Source organism: Citrobacter sp. Cpo069 (assembly GCF_030332785.1).
Taxonomy (GTDB): Bacteria; Pseudomonadota; Gammaproteobacteria; order Enterobacterales; family Enterobacteriaceae; genus Citrobacter; species Citrobacter portucalensis.
In genome coordinates this window covers 116,884-136,317 of record NZ_JAOWHD010000061.1, presented here as the reverse complement: position 1 = coordinate 136,317, position 19,434 = coordinate 116,884, and the positions used below count along the sequence as shown (strand labels likewise).

Below are 19,434 nucleotides of genomic sequence, written 5' to 3'. Positions count from 1 at the left end.
TTAATCATGAAGGCAACCAAGACCCGAGTACCACTTACTCGTCACAACGGCTAAATTGCCCTGCGTTTATAAGGACGGTAGTGTGGTAACCAAAAGTTATCTTTTATGCTTTGCAACAGCGCGTCGTCGCTCATCTTCTCTGCCACGCCCGACAGCTGCGCTGCCTTACCGACCTCAAAGGCAATGCTGCGGGTCACCTCACAGATTGTCTCAATCTCCGGCAACAGAGCACCTTCCCCGTTACGCACCAACGGGGAAGCATCGGCTAGCGCACGGCTTGCCGCCATCAGCATAGCCTCTGTTACGCGTGTCGCACCACTGGCGATAGCCCCCAGACCGATGGCCGGGAAAACATACACGTTATTACACTGCGCCACCGGAATGGAGCGTCCATTAAATTCAATCACACCGCAGGGACTACCGGTCGCGATAATGGCCTGTCCCTCGGTCCAGCGAATGATATCTTCTGGTCGCGCTTCCATTCTCGAAGTGGGATTCGACAACGGCATAACGATCGGGCGGCCGCAGTATTGGTACATCGTGCTAATGACCTCCTGCGAGAACAATCCAGCCTGACCCGACACACCCAGCATCACCGTGGGTTTGGCATTGTGGATAACCTCCAGTAGCGACGGTGCCAGCCCCTCAAACTGCCAGTAAGATACGGCCTCGGGAGACTGCGCCAGCGGCTGCTGGAAATCAGCTAAGGCATTATTGCTGGTCATCACCAGACCGTCGCGATCCACCATAAAAATGGTCCGTCTGGCTTCGGCCTCGCTCATTCCTTCACTGATGCGGCAGGCAATAATATGACGGGCGATCCCACATCCTGCAGCCCCCGCCCCCACAATTACGATTGATTGCTGACGGAAGTCACGACCGCTGCCCCGGCAGGCAGCAACCAGAGTCGCCAGAGCCACCGACGCCGTGCCCTGAATATCATCGTTAAAACAGCACAGCTCATCGCGATAAAGGTCCAGCAGCGGCACCGCAGTATGCTGGGCAAAATCTTCAAACTGCAGCAGAACGTTAGGCCAGCGCCGTTTTACGGCAGCAATAAACATTCCAATAAATGCGAAATAGTCTTCACCAGTTATGCGCGGATGACGCCAGCCGATATAGCGCGGATCGTCCAGCAGTCGCGCGTTATTCGTGCCGACATCCAGTAGAATGGGTAGCGTATTCGCCGGATTAACCCCACCACAGACGGTATAGAGCGACAGTTTCCCGATAGGAATCCCCATACCGCCAACGCCCTGGTCACCTAGCTCCAGAATGCGCTCACCATCGGTGACGACGATGACCTTGATATCGTGCCGCGGAATATCATGCAAAATATCGTCAATACGATCGCGATCGGGCCAGGAGATAAAGACACCGCGTGCACGACGATATATCCACGAGAATTTTTCACAGGCGGCCCCGACTACCGGGGTATAAACGATGGGCAGCATCTCTGGAAGATGCTTTTTCAACAGGTAATAAAATAACGTTTCGTTAGTATCCTGGATATTACGCAAGTAAATATGTCGAGCGTTGTGGGATTCAGCCTCAAGATATTGTTGATACGCCCGTTCGGCTTGTTCATCAATATTCTCAATGGCACAAGGCAGTAGCCCACTCAGGTTAAAGTCATACCTTTCTTGCTGCGTGAAGCTGCTTCCCTTGTTTAATAACGGAGATTCAAGCAGTAACTTCCCCGTAAACGGGACGTATAAAACATCGTTTGTCACGTTGCCATCCATAAATTACAACCAGATAAAAAATAAGAGCCTGCATTAGCAGGCTCCAGGGATTCAAATCAGGACATAGTTGGCAACCAGCATCGCCGCGATACCGGCCAGCGCTGGAAGCAGCGTTCTTCTGACGATCATAAACGGTGAACATTCTCCCGCTTTACTCACCGCAATAATGATTCCAGCCACTGGGGACATTGAGCGCCCCATTCCCGCCATTAACTGCATAGGCAGGATCATATTGACTGCACTCTCACCAAATTTTGCTGCAATGGAGGGGGCCAGGCCGGAGAAGGAGAAAAAGGCGGCAACGCCAGAGCCCGTCAGGACGGCGGTTACACCCACCAGTGCGGTCATCACCAGGGTCATGCTGGTAAAGCCCAGTCCTGCGTTTTGCACTGACTGTAACAGGTAGTCCACCGCACCAATTTTCTGCAGCCCCTGGGCATAGATATCCGCACACACCAGCAAGGAAACGATGCTGGTAAACATGCTGCCCATCCCTTTGAAAAAGACCTGTATCCCTTTGCAGCAGCTTTTGAAATCTCGGGTAGCCACCAGTTCAAAGAAAAATGCGACGACAGCGCCAAGGATCATCGCCGTGACCACGTCTATTTTGATGGACTTGATAACCAAAGGGCTAAAGACCAGCACCAGTACGACAGGCAGGACGGGTAACAGCGCGTAAATAGCGGGTACCTTTCGGCCTTCTTCTTCCGCTTGCGCCACACTTTGCGCCCCCGGTACGAAGCCATCTTTTTTGTCGAAATACTTCGCGGTAAAGTAAATCACCACCGCAACGGCCAGCATCACCACCACCGCCACCGGCATCTGGTAATGCGCAAAGTAGATCGCGCTTTCCATGCCAGCATGTTTAGCCGCCAGATTCGCAGTACCTACCGCGGGCCCTAGATCCATAAACGCGCACAGACCAATCATCGCGGCCGCAGAGGCTTTACTGACCCCCAGACGAACCAGAACCGGGAAGAATGTCACCAGCAGCAACATCGCCAGTCCCGCCGCACTTGAAATTGCCACATGCAGAAGCTGTGCGCAGATATACCCCAGCGCAAGGATCAGGTAAGGCGCTTTAATCACCTGCAGCGGTCGAATGCACATATTGACCATCGCATTCGACGCTTTAATGTGATCCATATAGCTGGCAAATCCACCCGCAGCCATGATGATAAGACCAATACCTGCAATTTGTGTGGTGAGCGATTCTTTTGCAAAGCTAAAGATATCCAACCAGGTTGACCCCGTGGATTTTGCTTTATCGTAGAGAATGCTGTTTTCAGGATAAAACAGTACGGTAATGGTCAATAATGTCAGTCCAGCGAGTAATAAAACAGTTTGCGGCTGATAATTTTTCACAATTAACCATGCAGCAATAACTGTTATCACTATTGCTATAATAAACGCTGTCATAATAACAATTCCTATGCCATACAAATCGGGTAGGGTTACCTGTCATATCATCATAACTTATATAGGATAGTAAAAAATCACCCCCATATATAAGCAGATATAATATGTACGTAAATTTATCGTATTACATACTCAAATATTGAGATTTAATTGTAATGGGTTGTGTGGTTGTAAAATACGGGAAAGGTGTTTTCCCACCTCTTTTTGTGAGTAAGATCGCAACTACATCTGAATGTAGTCGCAGACCTCAGAAAAGGCTGGATGCGTGTTTCCAACATATTCATTCTATGATTGACGTCGAAAGTGTATTACCCTATAACAACGTTGATATACAATAGTCATCGGGTGTTATCCATGTACAAAAAAAACACGTTAAGTCTGGATGAGTATAACTTACTTACTCTTAATATGGGTGATCTAACTGAATCTGAGTGCCGACTCAATGAGTACATTAATAAACACTTCAATGAACTTCCCTATCATGGCATTGTTGACCTCTCGCAAAATGCGATGGTAAGCAAAGCAACCATTGGCCGATTTTTAAATAAGATTGGGTTTACGGGTTACGCCGCTTTTCGCAAAGCATTAGACATTACGCTGTCAAAAAATAAAATATCCGCACCTTTTGAGAAAAACATCAAACTACGTAACAATCCCAGCATTACCACTGAAAGTATCGTTACTGATTTCACCCATAAAGTATCAGAATTATTTAATCAATTTAAAAATAATATCGACATTGAAAGCCTTAATGCGTTTATCGATCTGGTACTGAACAATCAACGTCATATTTATGTCGTCGGCCCGTCATCATCTCATGCAATGGCAACGCATTTTTGTACACTGCTAAAGTACTTTCGCAGTAACATCACCCTTTTACCGACGGACATCAGCGAACTCCCCAAATGTCTCATCAATATTGAGGAAGAGGATGTCCTGATTGTGTTCTCCTACTATCGATTTAATCGGGTTGCCCTCAATATTGCAAAGTGGTTCAGAAAAAAGAACGCCGTCGTGGTACTGGTTACCAACTCAGAAGCGAACCCTTACGGTAAATTTTGCGATCTGCAGTTTGTTCTTCCCAGCGACGTACAGTCCATTTTTCAAAGCCGTATACTCGGCTTCTTTTTTATCGAACTCATATTGCATCTGGCTTATGAGAAAGGAGATAACGAGGGGAATTTTGCACAACTGGAAGAGTTATTTGTCTTTTTCGAAACGTTTTCTGCATCAGCACACAACACTTAGCACCGCCAACCGCCAGGAGAGTTATCCCTCCCGGCCGCAAGACAAATCAGGCAATCTCTACCGTTTTCACGCGCTCGAACTCAGCTAAAGTTTCAGTGATTAGCGCGTCGTTAGCCCCGATATATGACAGCGGCTCGCAGGCGGCGGTAATTTCCTCTACAGACAATGATGCGCGGATTTCCGGGCTAGCCTGCACGATCTCCATGAAGCTGTGCTCTCCAGTTGCATGCTTTAGCAGGTTTTTCACTAAGTTATAGGCGGACTCTCTGCCGATTTTGGCGGCAAGTCTCATCGTCAGTGATTCCGACATAATAAAGTGCTTTGAGCAATCGAAATTAGCACGCATCTTCTCTTCATTAATGATGAGATGCGAAAGCAGATTCTTTGCGCGTGTCAGGCTGGTCGATAAAGCATTTGAGGCCTCCGGGAGGATTGTCCAGTTTAATACCCTCATTGAGGCGGCTCGCACATCCTGTTGATCCAGCATTGCTGGGGCGCCAGACGCATACATCCATCCCATCCTTGCCAGCGTTTGCATCATGTTACTGGCGCGCGGATTAACCTTGTGCGGCATCGTGCTCGACCCTCCACCACCTTCTCCCTCAAGCACTTCAGCAATCGGCGTGCGTCCCATTGTTTCGACATCGTTGGCCAGACGACATAGCGTGCCGTGAACAAGGGCAAAAAACTGCACAACTTCAACAACCGCATCCTGGCTGGCATTATTAATGCCGCAGGGTACGTTCAGACCCAGTGCTCGCATCAGCCGTTCACGCGTATCCATTCCCTGCTCGCCCACGGAGGCCAAATTACCTACCGCACCGCCAAAGAGCCCGGTTACAGCTCGCGGGTACAGTTGCTGAAGTCTTATCAGATGGCGGTTAATCTCCGCCAGATAACTGCAAACATGCAGTCCCCACGTTGTCGCAGAAGCATCCACTGAATTGGTGCGTGCAACCATCACCGTTCGGGTATGACGTATTGCCATCGCTTTCATTGCCTCGCCAACATCGAGCAATTGCTCGCGCAGCAGCTGCAACGTTTGTTGCAGTCTCATCGCCATGCCAGAGTCCAGCAGATCCTGAGTAGTACACCCCCAGTGCAGAAACTGACTTACTAACGGTGTGCCGCAAGCAGAGATCTGATCGATCAGCGGTTTTATCGCCATACCAACCGTCTGCGTTTCCTGTGCAAGGGCTGGCCAATCTATCTGTATTTCCCTGCACGTTTTTTCAATTTCGACGGCGGCTTGCTCAGGGATAATGCCCAGCTCGCCTTGCACGCGAGCGACTGTTGCCTCAAACCGCAACCAACACCGCAGCAGATTGTCGTCAGACCATATTTCCCGCATCCGCCCCTGGGTGAACAATGAAGAATAAAGATCAGAATCAAATACCGTTGTTTGCTTACCGAACATACAGCGCCTCTCCGGCCAATGAATGCGTCATAATCGAAATGTGATTAATCAATTTTGCAGGATCTGTTTTCCAGATTATAGGGGAAAATAGTATTCCCACCCCAAAAACGGCTATGAGAATACAATATTCCCATTTTCGGTTTTTCCACCAAGTAGAAATGAGATGTACTTAACAGTAATTTGTGAATTACATTCCAAGAAGGCGTAATATTTCAGCAGGAATGTACATTAAATATAAGAACCATTAATACAATAGTGAAATTAGTGATATTTATGCGTGAATAATCACATTTCATTACGAGAAAAAATAATTCCCATACCGCTGACATTCCTTTTCCACAAACAATTACCCCGCTGTGAACTTTATTTTATGGTCAGGAAACTAATGCTGGTTTGAGGGATGACATGAAGCTAAAAAATTATTCACTAATATTACTTATGGGTATGAGTTCCTCGGCGTTCGCCTTAAACGTCTATAATAAGGATGGCAATACTCTGGATATCTATGGCCGCGTTGAGGGAAAAATAGCAAGTGGCCAGAATTCATTTGCTGGCAGTGAAAGCCGAAGCGATCTGGGTGGCCGTGTAGGTATTTACCTCACCCGAGATCTGGATCTTCTGCCAGATACCAAAATCGTGGGTCGCCTGGAATGGCAGGTACGTACCGAAAAAAATGATAACAATACCGGTGAAAGCGATATGGAGGCCCGTTATTCTTATGTCGGTCTGTCAAATAAAACATGGGGTGAACTGATCACCGGGAGAACCAAAAATCCGTTGTATCAGGTAATGAAAATGACCGATAAGTACAAAAATTTCACCCCTAACATCTATAGCTATGGCATTACAACCATTGATGATTCATACCAGTTCAACCGCCAGGACGGCACCGTACAGTGGAACGCCAAATTTGCTGGCAATGAGATTCAGCTGGCGTGGGTTTCTGGGAATGGCAACAGCGATAACGAAGCCCTGGATTACGGCGCGATGGCCAGCTATCGCAAGTCTTTCAAATTTGGTGATTTTAGAATTACACCAGCACTCGCGGCCAGTCGTTACAAACGACAGGATGGCGTAGTGACCACCGATGGGCGTAATCAAAACGATCAAATTATGGGAGGATTACAACTCAGTTATAAAGCCTATGAAGTCGCGGTAACCGCATTGCGTACTTCTATTTCTCGCGATAACAAAAGTGATAATAATTATAAAGGGATGGATTCACTCATTTCCTACAATTTTGGCACCGTCAAGGTTCTCACCGGATATAGTTTTTTAAATGAAGATGGTAAAGATATTGCTGAAAAAGAAGACTGGCGTGCTGAAGCGCAATTAACATTGGCTGAGGATACGTGGTTATCATTTACTTACGATAAAGAATTCGCCAGTAAGAACAAAAAAACCAATGATGATGCGCTCATCGTTGGACTCCGTTACGACTTCTAAGAGATAACCGATGAAAAAGATAACTTTACTTGCTGCCGCAACGGCCCTGGCACTGAGCAGTATCTGCGCTCACGCGGATACGTTATTAGCGCCTTCAGCACATGCTAAAATGGATGGCGAGAATAAAATCGTCGCGCTTTATGGAAACTCGTTCACGTTCTATAACAATAATATCAATACCCGATTACGGGATTTGACGCAGTCTTTACTGCCTGATCATGCCAAAGGCTATAAATATCGGGGGATCACGATTTCCAGCGGTCATTTAGGCTGGCAAATTGAGAATATGCGCTACCAGAACACGTTACAGAAATGGGATGTAGTGGTATTACAGGGGAACTCCACAGAAACAATTTCAAAGAAAGAAAGTACCCGGCAAAATTTCGTTGACTCTGCAACCCAAATGGCTGAGATGGCGCATAAAGCAGGTGCAAAAGTTGTCTATTTCATGACCTGGCCGAAGAAAGCTAAACCCGAAGATAGCCAAAAGCTGGCGGATGCTTATATCTCCATTGCGCAAAAAACGGGGGGATATGTGGCTCCGGTAGGTCTCGCTTTCGAGAAAGCGCGCAAGACCCATCCGGAAATTAACTTGTATTATCATGATGGTGTACACCCTTCTATTTCTGGTACGTATCTCGCCGCCTGCGTATTCTTCGCCACCCTGTACAACCAGTCTCCTGTCGGCGGCGCGCTTCCTGTTGATACGGACATGACCCCTGCCACCGCCAAAGCGTTACAACAGGTAGCATGGGAAACCGTTACTGAGTTCCAAAAGTCATAATCACCGGGTTATTCATCCCCAACACGCCGGCAATCGTGCCGGCGTAAAATACATTATCCCCCGTCTATTCCTTAGCAACCTACGCAAATAAGAATTATTTTCATTTGTTTATGCCATGTGCTATATAACATAGCAAAGGCTATATTCGATGATAAATTAACCATTTTGTTGCGAGGGATACTATGCCGCATCTGCCCCATCTGAAGTCATTTCTCCTTGCCAGCGTGTTAACAGCGCTGACGCTGTCACCCGCCTGGGCGAAAGAAAAATTCAAAGTGGTGACCACCTTTACGGTGATTGCCGATATGGCAAGCAATGTAGCAGGTGACGCGGCGGACGTTAGTTCTATCACCAAACCGGGTGCTGAAATTCACGAATATCAACCAACCCCAGGCGATATTAAACGGGCGCAAGGCGCACAGCTTATTCTCTCTAACGGTCTAAACCTCGAACTATGGTTTTCCCGCTTCTACCAAAATTTGTCCGGCGTACCTGAAGTGATGGTCTCAAACGGCGTGCAGCCAATGGGCATCAGCGAAGGGCCGTACAACGGTAAACCAAACCCGCATGCCTGGATGTCAGCGGAGAACGCGCTTATCTACGTGGATAACATTCGCGATGCGCTGATCAAATATGATCCGGACAATGCCGCAACCTACCAGAATAATGCGCAGAATTATAAAGCGAAAATCCAGCAGACCCTGGCGCCATTGCATACAGAACTGGCAAAGCTCCCTGCTGATAAACGCTGGCTGGTCACCAGCGAAGGCGCATTCTCTTATTTAGCTCGTGATAACAATCTCAAGGAGCTGTATCTGTGGCCGATCAATGCCGATCAGCAGGGTACGCCCAAGCAGGTACGCAAGGTTATCGATGCCATCAGAGAGCATCATATCCCGACGGTATTTAGCGAAAGCACCGTGTCCGACAAACCAGCGCGTCAGGTTGCCCGTGAGTCTGGCGCACATTACGGCGGCGTGCTGTATGTCGATTCGCTCAGTGCAGCCGACGGTCCGGTACCGACCTATCTGGATTTACTGCGCGTCACCACGCAAACCATTGTTAACGGCATCAACAAGGGTCTGGAGAGCCAACCATGAGTCACTCTGCGATTACCGTAAATCAGGTTACGGTGACGTATCGCAACGGTCATACCGCATTGCGGGACGCCACTTTTCAGGTTCCGGGCGGCTCAATTGCCGCTCTGGTCGGCGTAAACGGTTCGGGAAAATCAACGCTTTTTAAAGCGCTGATGGGTTTTGTCCGCCTGGCGCAGGGGGAAATCTCAATTCTGCAACAGCCGGTAAATAAGGCGCTCAAACAGAATCTGATCGCCTATGTCCCCCAGTCAGAAGAGGTGGACTGGTCGTTTCCGGTACTGGTGGAAGATGTGGTGATGATGGGACGCTTTGGCCATATGGGCTGGCTGCGTCGACCAAAACAAATTGACCACGCCTGCGTAGATGCGGCGCTGGCGCGGGTTGATATGCTGGATTATCGCCATCGTCAGATAGGTGAACTGTCCGGTGGGCAGAAAAAGCGTGTTTTTCTGGCAAGGGCCATCGCACAGGACGGACAGGTTATTTTACTGGATGAACCCTTTACCGGTGTGGATGTAAAAACCGAGGCCCGGATCATCGACCTGCTGCGTGAACTGCGTGATGAGGGTCGAACCATGCTGGTCTCTACCCATAATTTGGGATCCGTCACCGAGTTTTGTGATTACACGGTGATGATTAAGGGCACGGTGCTGGCAAGTGGACCCACCGAAACCACCTTTACCCCCGAGAATCTCGAACTGGCATTCAGCGGTGTACTGCGTCACGTTGCGCTGAGCGGCGGTGAACAGCACGTAATTACCGATGATGAACGTCCGTTTATTTCGCGACGCACGGCAAACGAGGGGGAATAACCATGAACTGGCTAACGGAGCCGTTTGGCTACCAGTACATGCTCAACGCCATGTGGGTCTCGGCAATGGTCGGCGGCCTGTGTGCGTTTCTCTCCTGCTATCTGATGCTCAAAGGCTGGTCGCTGATTGGCGATGCGCTGTCGCACTCTATCGTGCCGGGCGTGGCAGGCGCTTATATGTTAGGGCTTCCCTTCGCGCTCGGCGCATTCCTTTCCGGCGGACTGGCGGCGGGCAGTATGCTGTTTCTTAATCAACGTTCGCGCCTGAAGGAAGATGCGATTATCGGACTGATTTTTTCGTCTTTTTTCGGTATCGGGCTGTTTATGGTGTCGCTCAATCCGATGTCGGTGAATATTCAGACCATTATTCTCGGCAACGTGCTGGCGATTGCGCCAGAAGATATTCTGCAACTGGCCATCATCGGGGTTATTTCGCTAACCATCCTGTTTTTGAAGTGGAAAGATCTGATGGTGGTTTTTTTTGATGAAAACCACGCGCGCTCTATCGGTCTGAATCCGGGCCGGTTGAAGCTGTTATTTTTTACGCTGCTCTCCGTTTCCACGGTCGCCGCGCTGCAAACCGTCGGGGCATTTCTGGTGATATGCCTGGTGGTTACGCCCGGTGCAACGGCCTGGCTGCTGACCGATCGTTTTCCACGCCTGCTCACTATCGCCGTAGCTATTGGCAGCCTGACCAGCTTTTTCGGCGCCTGGCTGAGCTACTGGCTGGACGGTGCAACCGGCGGAATTATTGTCGTTCTGCAAACGCTGCTGTTCCTGCTGGCATTTGTCTTCGCGCCAAAACACGGTCTGCTGGCGAATCGCCGCCGCGCCCGTCTGGTGAACAAGGAGTCAGTATGATCTTAACAACGCTGCTGGAACCCTTTCAGTTTGGTTTTATGGTCAATGCGCTGGTCATCTCCACCATTGTCGCCGTGCCCTGCGCGCTGCTGTCTGTATTTTTAGTACTCAAAGGCTGGGCGCTGATGGGCGATGCAATGAGCCACGCGGTTTTCCCGGGAATTGTACTGGCGTGGATTGCGGGCATCCCACTGGCAATTGGCGCATTTATCGCCGGGCTGTTCTGTGCGGTGGCGACGGGTTATCTCGACGATAACAGCCGCATCAAACGCGATACCCTGATGGGAATCGTCTTTTCCGGCATGTTTGGCGCAGGGCTGGTGCTGTACGTCTCTATCCAGTCAGAGGTCCATCTCGATCATATTCTGTTCGGCGACATGCTGGGCGTATCGTTCAGCGACATCATACAAACCGCGGTTATTACGCTTGGGATAGCGCTTATTATTGGGCTTAAGTGGAAAGATCTGCTGCTGCATGCGTTCGACCCGCATCAGGCAAAGGCCAGTGGGCTTAACACTGCACTGCTACATTACGGCCTGCTGTGCATGATCGCCCTGACGATTGTCGCCACGCTAAAATCAGTAGGGATTATTTTGTCGATCTCCTTACTGATTGCGCCTGGCGCCATTGCGATTTTAATGACGCGGAAATTTTCCCACGCCTTGTGGCTGGCGGTGATTATGTCGGTCGTTACCTCGTTTATGGGCGTGTACCTGTCTTTTTTCATCGACAGTGCACCGGCCCCCACCATCGTCGTACTATTTTCACTACTGTTTGTGATGACCTTTATTTATTCCACCCTGCGCGACCGTCGTTTAGAACGGCGACGCCAGCAATACGACCTCTAACGGAGTGGGCAGTGATATGCCCACTATCGTTATTAGAATACGTAATGACAATATTCCCAGCGTCCTGAACAAATGCCCCGTTCTGAAACCATGCCATATTTACCAGCGCTATTTAATAATCAGATAGTCACTATCACATTAGATAAAAATACAGGTAAATTTTATGAGCAAGATGAGCATGTCAGAAATCTATTCTGAACCAGAGGCCTATGGCTTACCACGCAAAGGTATAACACTTAATAATAAGGAAGCTGCGTTGGTGGTAGTCGATCCACAGATCGATTTTTTAAGTCCTCAGGGTATTGGCTGGGAGGTTTTTAAAGACAGCATTATTGAAAATAATACTGTAGAAAATCTCGAGACGTTGTTCAAAATGGCAAAAGAAGCACAAATGCCTGTTTTTATTTCTCCACATTATTACTTTCCGCACGACCATAAATGGCAATCTACCGCACCGGGAGAAACATTTATGCACGGCACTGGAATGTTCAGTCGTAAAGGTCCACTGACGATGGAGAATTTTGAAAATTCCGGCGCAGACTTTTTACCGCAGTTTAAGCCATATATTTATGATGGCGAAACGGTCATTGCCTCACCGCATAAGATTTTCGGACCAGAAACCAACGACCTGGTACTGCAATTAAGAAAACGCGGTGTCTCACAGGTCATTCTCGCCGGTATGGCTGCCAATCTGTGTATTGAATCCCATATGCGTGAATTGATTGAGCAAGGTTTTGAAGTTGTCGTCGTTAAAGATGCGACAGCGGGTCCGCGCATTCCAGAAGGTGACGGTTATCTCGCCGCTCTAACCAACTACCGCATCATTGCCAATGATTTATGGGACACCGACACCACGGTTGAAAAGGTAAAGGCAGCAGCTAAGTAATAGCTATGAGTACGGTTACCGAGGGTAATTATATGTACAACATCGCTCATCCATTAGCCATCAAAATAAATTTCATTAAGCGCGGAGCTTTTCCATGAATCTTAAGTTAAAGGTTATTTCGGCATGTATTTTACTTTCCATGTCTGTTTCAGCTACTCAGGTATTGGCCGCTGCCAGTACAAATGAGACAACTTACTTAGTTAACCGTGGTGATCCACAATTAAAGGTCAACGGCAAATATATCGATCAGATCATTGCCGAGGTAATGGCGAAAAATAATCTGCCGGGTTTATCCATGGCGATTGTTCAGGCGCCTTATATTCCGCGTTCAGCGGGATACGGTCTGGCAACGGCTGCCAATGATGAGCTTGCTTCCACCAAAACCATGTGGGGAATTGGCCCTATCACGCAAGCTTTTACTGCAGTCGCAGTAATGCAACTGGTAGAGCAAGGTAAATTGGATCTTAATACTCCTGTGAGTGTTTATTTGCCTGGCCTGCCGGAAAGCTGGCATAACATTACGATTCTGGAATTAATGCAGCACTCATCCGGGATCCCTGATTTCAGATCTTTCGGCTATAAACAAGAGCAAAAATATACACCTGCGCAGCTGGTGGATCTTGTTAAAGATAAACCGCTCGAATTTAAAAACGGCACGGATATCAACTCCAGCGCAACTGACTTTATCCTGTTAGGTTTGGCTATCGAGAAAGTCAGCGGAATGAGTTACGTAGACTTCGTCAACAAATACCAAATTGCGCCGTTAGGTCTGCAAAGCACCATGTTCGCAAAAGACATGCCAACGAAAGCATTCCTTGATCGCCCGACGCCTGATAAGCAACACAATCAGCATTCGAAATTTAAGTCAGAAATTGACTGGATCAACCCTGTTGAGCCTGCAACAGGTTACGTCGCAGCGGGTGACAAACTGGCGCCTGTCAGCGCGATCGCCACTGATAATCTGTTCGCCTACGGTGGTCTGTGGTCGTCAGCGGAAGACATCAGTAAGTGGGATATCGGTCTTGCCGGCAGCACGCTGGTTAAAGACAAAAAGCTACGCGACATTATCTATAGCCCGGCAAAACTGAAAAATGGCAAAGTCGTGCCTGCCATGGCCGGCTGGGAATTTACCCGCCATCCTGGTTTTCTGGAAATCAAAGGAACCACAGGTGGCTTTAGTGCCTATCTGAGCCGCTTTACCGCCGGTGATGAACTGGTTTGCGTGACAATGCTGACCAACAAAGAAGGCGTAGACATGACTCAGGTGGCTCGTGATATCGCTGAAGCCTATAAAACCGGGCTGGGTTCTGGGTTAAATTCAGAGAAAATCAAAAATCAGGAAAGTAAATTCTCTGTCGATGAAACGGTCTCCCGACTGAAAGCCATTCTGAAAAGCGAAGGCGTTCCGGTATTCACTGAAATTGATCACGAGAAAAATGCCGAGGGCGCGGGAATGAACCTCAGGCCAACGAAAGTCCTGGTATTTGGTAACCCTAAAGTCGGCACAAAACTGATGCAGGATAAACAGGGGGTCGCGCTGGATCTGCCGTTACGCGTCTCCGTATGGCAGGATAAGATCGGGCGAGTTTGGGTCGGTTATGAAAACCTGGATGACGTAGCAAAAACCTACGATCTTCAGGACAAGCAGACCATTGATAAGATTGACAACTTTATGACTAAGCTGGTCAGTCGGGCTGTTGATGCTTATATCCAGTAACGGGATATAGCACTTCCAGCCTTCTCATGCTGCGGGACCGTTAAAGCTCCCGCAGCGTGTCAGCGCCAGCTTAATAGCGGGCTAAACGCCTCACGTCCCACCAGGGCACGAAGCGCAGGCAGATGACAGTTACGCGCCAGAAGCGGAGGTACGGCAAAAATAATGTCGCCGGAGAGCATCACATTCTCAAGTTGTCCCCATAGGTACCAGCCGGTTTCAACGCCACTGTCCGGGACGCGCAAATGCAAATGCCATCCCTCCTGCGGCTCATCAGCAATCCCCAGCCACTGGCTAAATCGGGGGATTTCAGGCACAACCTGAGTCACTAACGAACACACACCAACCTGGTTTGCCGGTATATACAACGTTAGCGCTCCCAAAGTAATACGTACCGCCGCCAGATTAGTGGGTGCCGTCATAACCGCTGGTCTCCTGATAACGCTCAAAGACCAGATTCAGATCGAGCAGCGTGTACCAGGTTTCTATCACGTTAACCACCCCCACAGCGATGCTTTGTAACGCCGGGGGCAATGAATCTCCTGGCAAATGAATCTGGCTTTCGGCGACTTCCAACACATCAATCAGTTTATCTATCAGGATCCCACTTTGCATTTTCTCGGCGCAACCAATCAGAATAGTGCGCTTACCTGCCGAATTAACGGTAGGTTTATCGATCAGGCTGTCCAGTCTCATTACCGATTCCACCCGTCCACGATAGTTGATGACCCCTTCAAGCATTGGCGCGCAACAGGGAACCCAGGAGATCGGGCGCTCTGCAAGGATCTCTTTAATTTGCGCCCCATAGAAGGCAAAATTTTTACCCGTCAGTTGAAATAACACCAGCGTACGCTGGGGTTCATCAACGTTTTCACACTCCGGCTTTTCACCATGGTTCAGCGCAAGAATCTGCTCCAGCTGTTGGCTCATATTGACTCCTTTTACTCGGCAATGCAGAAAGTGTTACGGCCATTTTGTTTCGCGGCATACAGCGCCTGATCGGCGCGTTCGCGTAGCGTTTCAATCCGATCGCCAAACTGCCACTGGGCAATACCCGCGCTGAAGGTACTGTGAAAACTGGCGTCGTTAACGGAAAATGTGACCTGCTCGTAATCCCTGCGCAATCGTTCGACCACACGCGCGGCCTTGTCACTGCTGGTGTTGGGCATAATGATGACAAACTCTTCACCACCATAACGGCCAACGATATCGGTGCTGCGTAAGCGATGGGAGAACAACTGCGAAATACCGACAATTACCTGGTCACCGACCGCATGACCGTAGGTATCGTTAACGCTTTTGAAGCGATCCAGGTCCACCATTACCATACAAAATGGGTTGCCGCTGTAGTTCGACTCGGCAATCGCGCTTTTGAGAAAATGGGTGGTCGTTGAGTGGTTATATAACCCGCTCAGACTGTCCTGCGACATACGGGCACGCAGGACGCGCATTCTTTCCGCGCGAATCGATACGGCGCGGATCAGCTCCTCAGGGTCGCTCTGTTTGAGGATAAAATCCTCCGCGCCGATGCTCATTGCTCCCAACTGCGCATGCTTGTTGGTCTCGCTGGAGAGATAGGCGATAGGCAGGCCAATATGCTGCGGTATTTGGCGAATCAGTTTTGTCAGTTCCTCACCGCTGAACTCCGGCATGTGGTAATCCATCAACACCAAATCGATCGGCTGCGCATTCAGTACATGCAGTAGATAGTGAGGTTTTTCCAGCACATGCACTTCCATGCCCGCCATGCGCAGCATCTCCGCGTTATATTCCGCCACCGCGGGTTCGTCATCAATCAACAATACCTGGTAAGGCTTTTTCAGCGACGGTTGAGTCAGGCGATGAAGTTCCTGGACTAAATCGGTGATAGACGCAGGTTTTACGTAGTAGCCATCGCAGCCAGATTTGATGGCGTTGACGCGGGCATTGAAATCGCTATGACACGAGAGGAACAGCACAGGGAAAGGTTTGCCCACTTTTTGTTTCAAATCCGACATCGCCAGCGGTCCACCGTAGGCGTTGTCCGGAAAGCTAACATCCATAATCACCACGGCGGGCGGTTGCGACAATACGGCCTGAGTGAAATCCTGCGTGTTCGCGAACACATGGCAGGTAAAACCAAAACAGCGCAGTTGGGTCGCGAGCAGCTCGACCTGGTCAATATCATCATCACACAGGTAGATAGGCTTACTGGCCCGCCGAACATATCTCTCTTCCGGGCGCTGTGCGGCGATCGGTAATGTGAACTCCGTATCGCTGATACGATGTTCAAGATTGAGCTGCTCCTGAGTCAGGGTGTACAACCACCTGATGATTCGCCGCAGCTCATCGTAATGCAATGTGCTTTGCTCTGTTTCCGGTTCTGTTAGTAAACGCTCACCTTCTGCTGAGGCATTCGCCAGCGGGCTAAAGCCAAAGGACCCTGCCGAACCGTGAATACTGTGCAGCAGGATATGTAGCTGTTTGCGACAGGCTTCGCTAGGCTCTGCGACCAGTTGAACGAGTAATCTTTCCGCTTGTGCCAGCATGTCGGGAATTCGGCGTAGAAACCCCTGCCGTAAACGCGCTATTTTTTCCTGCGCTGCCGCCATCGCTATATGCTTATTTTCTTGTTTCATCAAACACGTAGGCTTATTCAGTTAATCGCAGATGGTTGCAGTAGCGCATTGACAGCAGCCCCCAGATTTTCCGCGAGGTTTTCATCTTTTTTCACCCAACGGTCGTACAGAGCGTCGCTGCGCGTTACTTCATTGGCACTCAGTAAAATAAAAGGCTTAGCCCAATCCTGAGCGCGTAACAGCGCCAGCAAATCCAACCCACTGATCTCTGGCATATGCAGATCGCTAATCACCAGGTCGATGTTGTTATCCGAGTCCAGGCACGCCAGGGCGGAAATCGCGCTTTCCACAATCACCACATCGTAGCCGTCCATTTGCAAAAATATGGATGCCAGTTCAGCCGCAAAAAGATCATCATCAACTAATAAAATTCGCATTTTCTCTCTCGATTTTGCGCCATCAGCACAAAAGCATTTTTAATGTTTTTATCAAACTGTCCTGCTCGAAATCGCCCTTGGCGATGTAGGCATCCGCACCCACCTGAATCCCCCGTCGCCGGTCCTCTTCCTTCGCGCGGGACGTCACGATGATGATTGGCGTATGCTGGTAGTTTTTCTCCCCACGCAACGATTTGGTGAAGGTGAAACCATCCATAAACGGCATTTCGACATCCGTCAGTACGGCATCAAACTGGGTCAGTTTCGCTTTTTGCAGCCCCGACAGCCCGTCTTCTGCCAGAGTCACCTGATAGCCGTGCGCTTCCAGCACGTTCTTTTCTATCTCACGGGTATTCAGTGAGTCATCGACCACCAACACATGCCAGGCATCCTGCGTTACGCTCGTGGCGGGCGCTGGTGTACTGGTTTGCCGTGATTGTTGCGCCATCGCCATCAACGCAGGAACGTGCAGGATGCTGACCAGTTGGTTATCCGGTGTTTGTACCATCCCGGAGACCAGCGACTGCTGTTGCATATGCTTCGGTAGCGGTTTGATCATCATCTTGCGTTCATCGAGCAGCTTATCCACTTGCAGCGCCATTTTGCTGTACTGGTTCTGCACCACGATTAATCGCTGTCCAGGCGTTGAAAAGCTGCTCTGGCGTTCATGAATGCCCAGCAAGCTACCTACGCAAACCACCGGGATAAACTCGTTATGCAAGATAATGGCTGGACGTCCGGCGATATCGCTGATCCCCTGTGGCGTGCATTCCACTACCTCAACCACATACTGCGCAGCCAGTCCAAACAGGTGCCCCTGCTCTTCAAATTGCAAAATCCGCATCATGGTTAACGAAACAGGCAACCGCAGGTTAAAGCTGGTTCCGACTCCCGGACGGCTATAAACCTGCAAATCGCCTTGCAGGTCGGTCACCACCGTTTTGCGCACCACATCAAGACCAACGCCGCGACCAGAAAGCTCGGAGACTATCTTGCTGGTCGAAAAGCCGGGATGAAAAATCAGCTCATTACATTCTTGCTCGGAGAGCTGCCCGACCATTGAAGCGGGAACAAGACCTTTACTGACCGCCTTCGCGCTGATGGCCTCATAGTTCAGACCACGGCCATCATCTTCGATACGCAGTAGTATCCCGCTGCCGTCCTGCTGAGTAGTGATGGTAATCGTGCCGCGAGTGGATTTACCGAGCGCCAGACGTTCGTCGATCTCACCAATCCCGTGATCGACGGCATTACGCAGTAGATGCGTCAGCGACTCCGAAAGCCGATCAATGAGCTGGCGGTCGATTTCCACTTCTCCGCCAACAAAGCGGCACACCACCTGCTTGTTCAGTGTGGAAGCCAGTTCGCTGACCTGCAGCGAAATGGGTTCAAACAATGTTGAAAGTGGCAGCATACGGATCCGCGCCGCCACATCGTATAGTTCAAACATCTGCAAATGCTGGAGCTGAACGCTTTCTTTTAGCTGGGCGCTAAAGTCGTGGATCTGCTGGCGAAGCTGTTCAGCGCTTAATCCCGGTAACCGTGGTACCAGTTGACTCAGGTTTTGTATCTGCTGTTCCAGGCGATCATGTCCGGCGAGCACCTCCCCCAGAATGTCGATCAGTCCATCGAGCTTGTTCAGCTTTACCCGAACGAAATCCGCCTGCTTAATACCGGCATCCATGCTGGCTGGCGTCGCGGGCGCAGGGACTACCGGTTTTTCTGTTGCCCCGGCAGTTTCGACAGTCAGCGTGATATCCTCTCCCCGACTGGCGCGGGCAAGGCGTTCGCACAGCCCGGCATCCGCCGGTGGCAACTGATTATCCCCTTCGCTGACAAAAAGCTGGGTAAGCTGACCAGAAAGATACTCCACAGACTCATGGATCAGATTGCCCAGCGACCTGTCCGGCGTCAGTTTGTTATCACGCAGTTCACTCAATACATCTTCAAGATGATGAGTGACATCGGCAATACTTTGCAGCTTCAGCATCCGCGCGCCCCCTTTCAGGGTATGCGCAGCGCGAAACATCTCACCTATCCAGGCGTCGGTATGTTCATCAGCGGAGAGGAGAAACGCCCCTTCGCTGATCGTCTGCAAATGACCTCTCCCTTCATCAATAAAGCGCAGAACGAATTTTTTCAGATCGATAGCCATAATCG

17 protein-coding genes are annotated in these 19,434 nt (G+C 49.7%); 9 read left to right on the top strand and 8 right to left on the bottom strand.

Annotation, left to right across the window (positions count from 1 at the left end; translation table 11 throughout):
* Positions 1 to 50: 50 nt before the first annotated feature.
* Together OGY08_RS20925 and dcuC are read right to left on the bottom strand one after the other, a co-directional pair.
* Positions 51 to 1,745: an NAD-dependent malic enzyme gene (locus tag OGY08_RS20925; protein WP_286566485.1), complete on the bottom strand. Its 1,695-nt coding sequence runs from the start codon at positions 1,743 to 1,745 to the stop codon at positions 51 to 53.
* A 51-nt stretch (positions 1,746 to 1,796) separates the two neighbouring features.
* Positions 1,797 to 3,164 (bottom strand): C4-dicarboxylate transporter DcuC, encoded by a 1,368-nt coding sequence (gene dcuC, locus OGY08_RS20920; RefSeq protein ID WP_125363116.1) that lies wholly within the window; start codon positions 3,162 to 3,164, stop codon positions 1,797 to 1,799.
* A 354-nt stretch (positions 3,165 to 3,518) separates the two neighbouring features.
* Between dcuC and OGY08_RS20915 the strand changes: the two genes are divergently transcribed.
* Positions 3,519 to 4,412: a MurR/RpiR family transcriptional regulator gene (locus OGY08_RS20915; RefSeq protein WP_125363117.1), complete on the top strand. Its 894-nt coding sequence runs from the start codon at positions 3,519 to 3,521 to the stop codon at positions 4,410 to 4,412.
* A 46-nt stretch (positions 4,413 to 4,458) separates the two neighbouring features.
* On the opposite strand, the gene OGY08_RS20910 is transcribed toward OGY08_RS20915, so the two are convergent.
* Complete coding sequence (locus tag OGY08_RS20910) at positions 4,459 to 5,829, bottom strand: class-II fumarase/aspartase family protein (RefSeq protein WP_125363118.1); 1,371 nt, start codon at positions 5,827 to 5,829, stop codon at positions 4,459 to 4,461.
* 405 nt (positions 5,830 to 6,234) lie between these two features.
* Between OGY08_RS20910 and OGY08_RS20905 the strand changes: the two genes are divergently transcribed.
* From OGY08_RS20905 to OGY08_RS20870, 8 genes are all read left to right on the top strand, one after another.
* Complete coding sequence (locus OGY08_RS20905) at positions 6,235 to 7,275, top strand: porin (protein WP_032944758.1); 1,041 nt, start codon at positions 6,235 to 6,237, stop codon at positions 7,273 to 7,275.
* Positions 7,276 to 7,285: 10 nt separating this feature from the next.
* The gene (locus tag OGY08_RS20900) at positions 7,286 to 8,059 is read left to right on the top strand and encodes an SGNH/GDSL hydrolase family protein (RefSeq protein ID WP_003825874.1); all 774 of its coding nucleotides are present in this window, start codon (positions 7,286 to 7,288) and stop codon (positions 8,057 to 8,059) included.
* A 182-nt stretch (positions 8,060 to 8,241) separates the two neighbouring features.
* Complete coding sequence (locus OGY08_RS20895) at positions 8,242 to 9,159, top strand: metal ABC transporter substrate-binding protein (protein WP_008785641.1); 918 nt, start codon at positions 8,242 to 8,244, stop codon at positions 9,157 to 9,159.
* Positions 9,156 to 9,971, top strand: coding sequence for an iron/manganese ABC transporter ATP-binding protein SitB (gene sitB, locus OGY08_RS20890; RefSeq protein WP_003825870.1), 816 nt, complete (start codon positions 9,156 to 9,158; stop codon positions 9,969 to 9,971). The genes OGY08_RS20895 and sitB overlap by 4 nt, the downstream gene beginning before the upstream one ends.
* 2 nt (positions 9,972 to 9,973) lie before the next feature.
* Complete coding sequence (gene sitC / locus OGY08_RS20885) at positions 9,974 to 10,831, top strand: iron/manganese ABC transporter permease subunit SitC (RefSeq protein ID WP_008785642.1); 858 nt, start codon at positions 9,974 to 9,976, stop codon at positions 10,829 to 10,831.
* Positions 10,828 to 11,679, top strand: a complete 852-nt coding sequence (gene sitD, locus OGY08_RS20880; RefSeq protein ID WP_032944764.1) for an iron/manganese ABC transporter permease subunit SitD — start codon at positions 10,828 to 10,830, stop codon at positions 11,677 to 11,679. The genes sitC and sitD overlap by 4 nt, the downstream gene beginning before the upstream one ends.
* Before the next feature lie 163 nt (positions 11,680 to 11,842).
* Entirely contained in the window at positions 11,843 to 12,565 is a 723-nt protein-coding gene (locus tag OGY08_RS20875) for a cysteine hydrolase family protein (protein ID WP_008785644.1), read from the top strand.
* A gap of 94 nt (positions 12,566 to 12,659) precedes the next feature.
* Entirely contained in the window at positions 12,660 to 14,282 is a 1,623-nt protein-coding gene (locus tag OGY08_RS20870) for a serine hydrolase (RefSeq protein ID WP_286566480.1), read from the top strand.
* 59 nt (positions 14,283 to 14,341) lie between these two features.
* Here OGY08_RS20870 and OGY08_RS20865 read toward each other — a convergent pair whose 3' ends face one another.
* The 5 genes from OGY08_RS20865 to OGY08_RS20845 are packed head-to-tail and all read right to left on the bottom strand — an operon-like array spanning position 14,342 to position 19,429.
* Positions 14,342 to 14,701: a hypothetical protein gene (locus tag OGY08_RS20865; RefSeq protein WP_003825861.1), complete on the bottom strand. Its 360-nt coding sequence runs from the start codon at positions 14,699 to 14,701 to the stop codon at positions 14,342 to 14,344.
* Positions 14,685 to 15,209, bottom strand: a complete 525-nt coding sequence (locus tag OGY08_RS20860) for a chemotaxis protein CheW (protein WP_286566478.1) — start codon at positions 15,207 to 15,209, stop codon at positions 14,685 to 14,687. The genes OGY08_RS20865 and OGY08_RS20860 overlap by 17 nt, the downstream gene beginning before the upstream one ends.
* 11 nt (positions 15,210 to 15,220) lie before the next feature.
* Positions 15,221 to 16,897: a diguanylate cyclase gene (locus tag OGY08_RS20855; RefSeq protein ID WP_286566476.1), complete on the bottom strand. Its 1,677-nt coding sequence runs from the start codon at positions 16,895 to 16,897 to the stop codon at positions 15,221 to 15,223.
* Positions 16,898 to 16,914: 17 nt separating this feature from the next.
* Positions 16,915 to 17,274 (bottom strand): response regulator, encoded by a 360-nt coding sequence (locus tag OGY08_RS20850; RefSeq protein WP_284884465.1) that lies wholly within the window; start codon positions 17,272 to 17,274, stop codon positions 16,915 to 16,917.
* Between the two features lie 22 nt (positions 17,275 to 17,296).
* Positions 17,297 to 19,429, bottom strand: coding sequence for a hybrid sensor histidine kinase/response regulator (locus OGY08_RS20845; RefSeq protein ID WP_008785649.1), 2,133 nt, complete (start codon positions 19,427 to 19,429; stop codon positions 17,297 to 17,299).
* Positions 19,430 to 19,434 lie beyond the last annotated feature (5 nt).

What these genes read in the sequence shown, in the direction of transcription:
- OGY08_RS20925 (WP_286566485.1), bottom strand. Translation starts at nt 1,745, where the DNA reads ATGGATGGCAACGTGACAAACGATGTTTTATACGTCCCGTTTACGGGG.
- dcuC (WP_125363116.1), bottom strand. Translation starts at nt 3,164, where the DNA reads ATGACAGCGTTTATTATAGCAATAGTGATAACAGTTATTGCTGCATGG.
- OGY08_RS20915 (WP_125363117.1), top strand. Translation starts at nt 3,519, where the DNA reads ATGTACAAAAAAAACACGTTAAGTCTGGATGAGTATAACTTACTTACT.
- OGY08_RS20910 (WP_125363118.1), bottom strand. Translation starts at nt 5,829, where the DNA reads ATGTTCGGTAAGCAAACAACGGTATTTGATTCTGATCTTTATTCTTCA.
- OGY08_RS20905 (WP_032944758.1), top strand. Translation starts at nt 6,235, where the DNA reads ATGAAGCTAAAAAATTATTCACTAATATTACTTATGGGTATGAGTTCC.
- OGY08_RS20900 (WP_003825874.1), top strand. Translation starts at nt 7,286, where the DNA reads ATGAAAAAGATAACTTTACTTGCTGCCGCAACGGCCCTGGCACTGAGC.
- OGY08_RS20895 (WP_008785641.1), top strand. Translation starts at nt 8,242, where the DNA reads ATGCCGCATCTGCCCCATCTGAAGTCATTTCTCCTTGCCAGCGTGTTA.
- sitB (WP_003825870.1), top strand. Translation starts at nt 9,156, where the DNA reads ATGAGTCACTCTGCGATTACCGTAAATCAGGTTACGGTGACGTATCGC.
- sitC (WP_008785642.1), top strand. Translation starts at nt 9,974, where the DNA reads ATGAACTGGCTAACGGAGCCGTTTGGCTACCAGTACATGCTCAACGCC.
- sitD (WP_032944764.1), top strand. Translation starts at nt 10,828, where the DNA reads ATGATCTTAACAACGCTGCTGGAACCCTTTCAGTTTGGTTTTATGGTC.
- OGY08_RS20875 (WP_008785644.1), top strand. Translation starts at nt 11,843, where the DNA reads ATGAGCAAGATGAGCATGTCAGAAATCTATTCTGAACCAGAGGCCTAT.
- OGY08_RS20870 (WP_286566480.1), top strand. Translation starts at nt 12,660, where the DNA reads ATGAATCTTAAGTTAAAGGTTATTTCGGCATGTATTTTACTTTCCATG.
- OGY08_RS20865 (WP_003825861.1), bottom strand. Translation starts at nt 14,701, where the DNA reads ATGACGGCACCCACTAATCTGGCGGCGGTACGTATTACTTTGGGAGCG.
- OGY08_RS20860 (WP_286566478.1), bottom strand. Translation starts at nt 15,209, where the DNA reads ATGAGCCAACAGCTGGAGCAGATTCTTGCGCTGAACCATGGTGAAAAG.
- OGY08_RS20855 (WP_286566476.1), bottom strand. Translation starts at nt 16,897, where the DNA reads ATGAAACAAGAAAATAAGCATATAGCGATGGCGGCAGCGCAGGAAAAA.
- OGY08_RS20850 (WP_284884465.1), bottom strand. Translation starts at nt 17,274, where the DNA reads ATGCGAATTTTATTAGTTGATGATGATCTTTTTGCGGCTGAACTGGCA.
- OGY08_RS20845 (WP_008785649.1), bottom strand. Translation starts at nt 19,429, where the DNA reads ATGGCTATCGATCTGAAAAAATTCGTTCTGCGCTTTATTGATGAAGGG.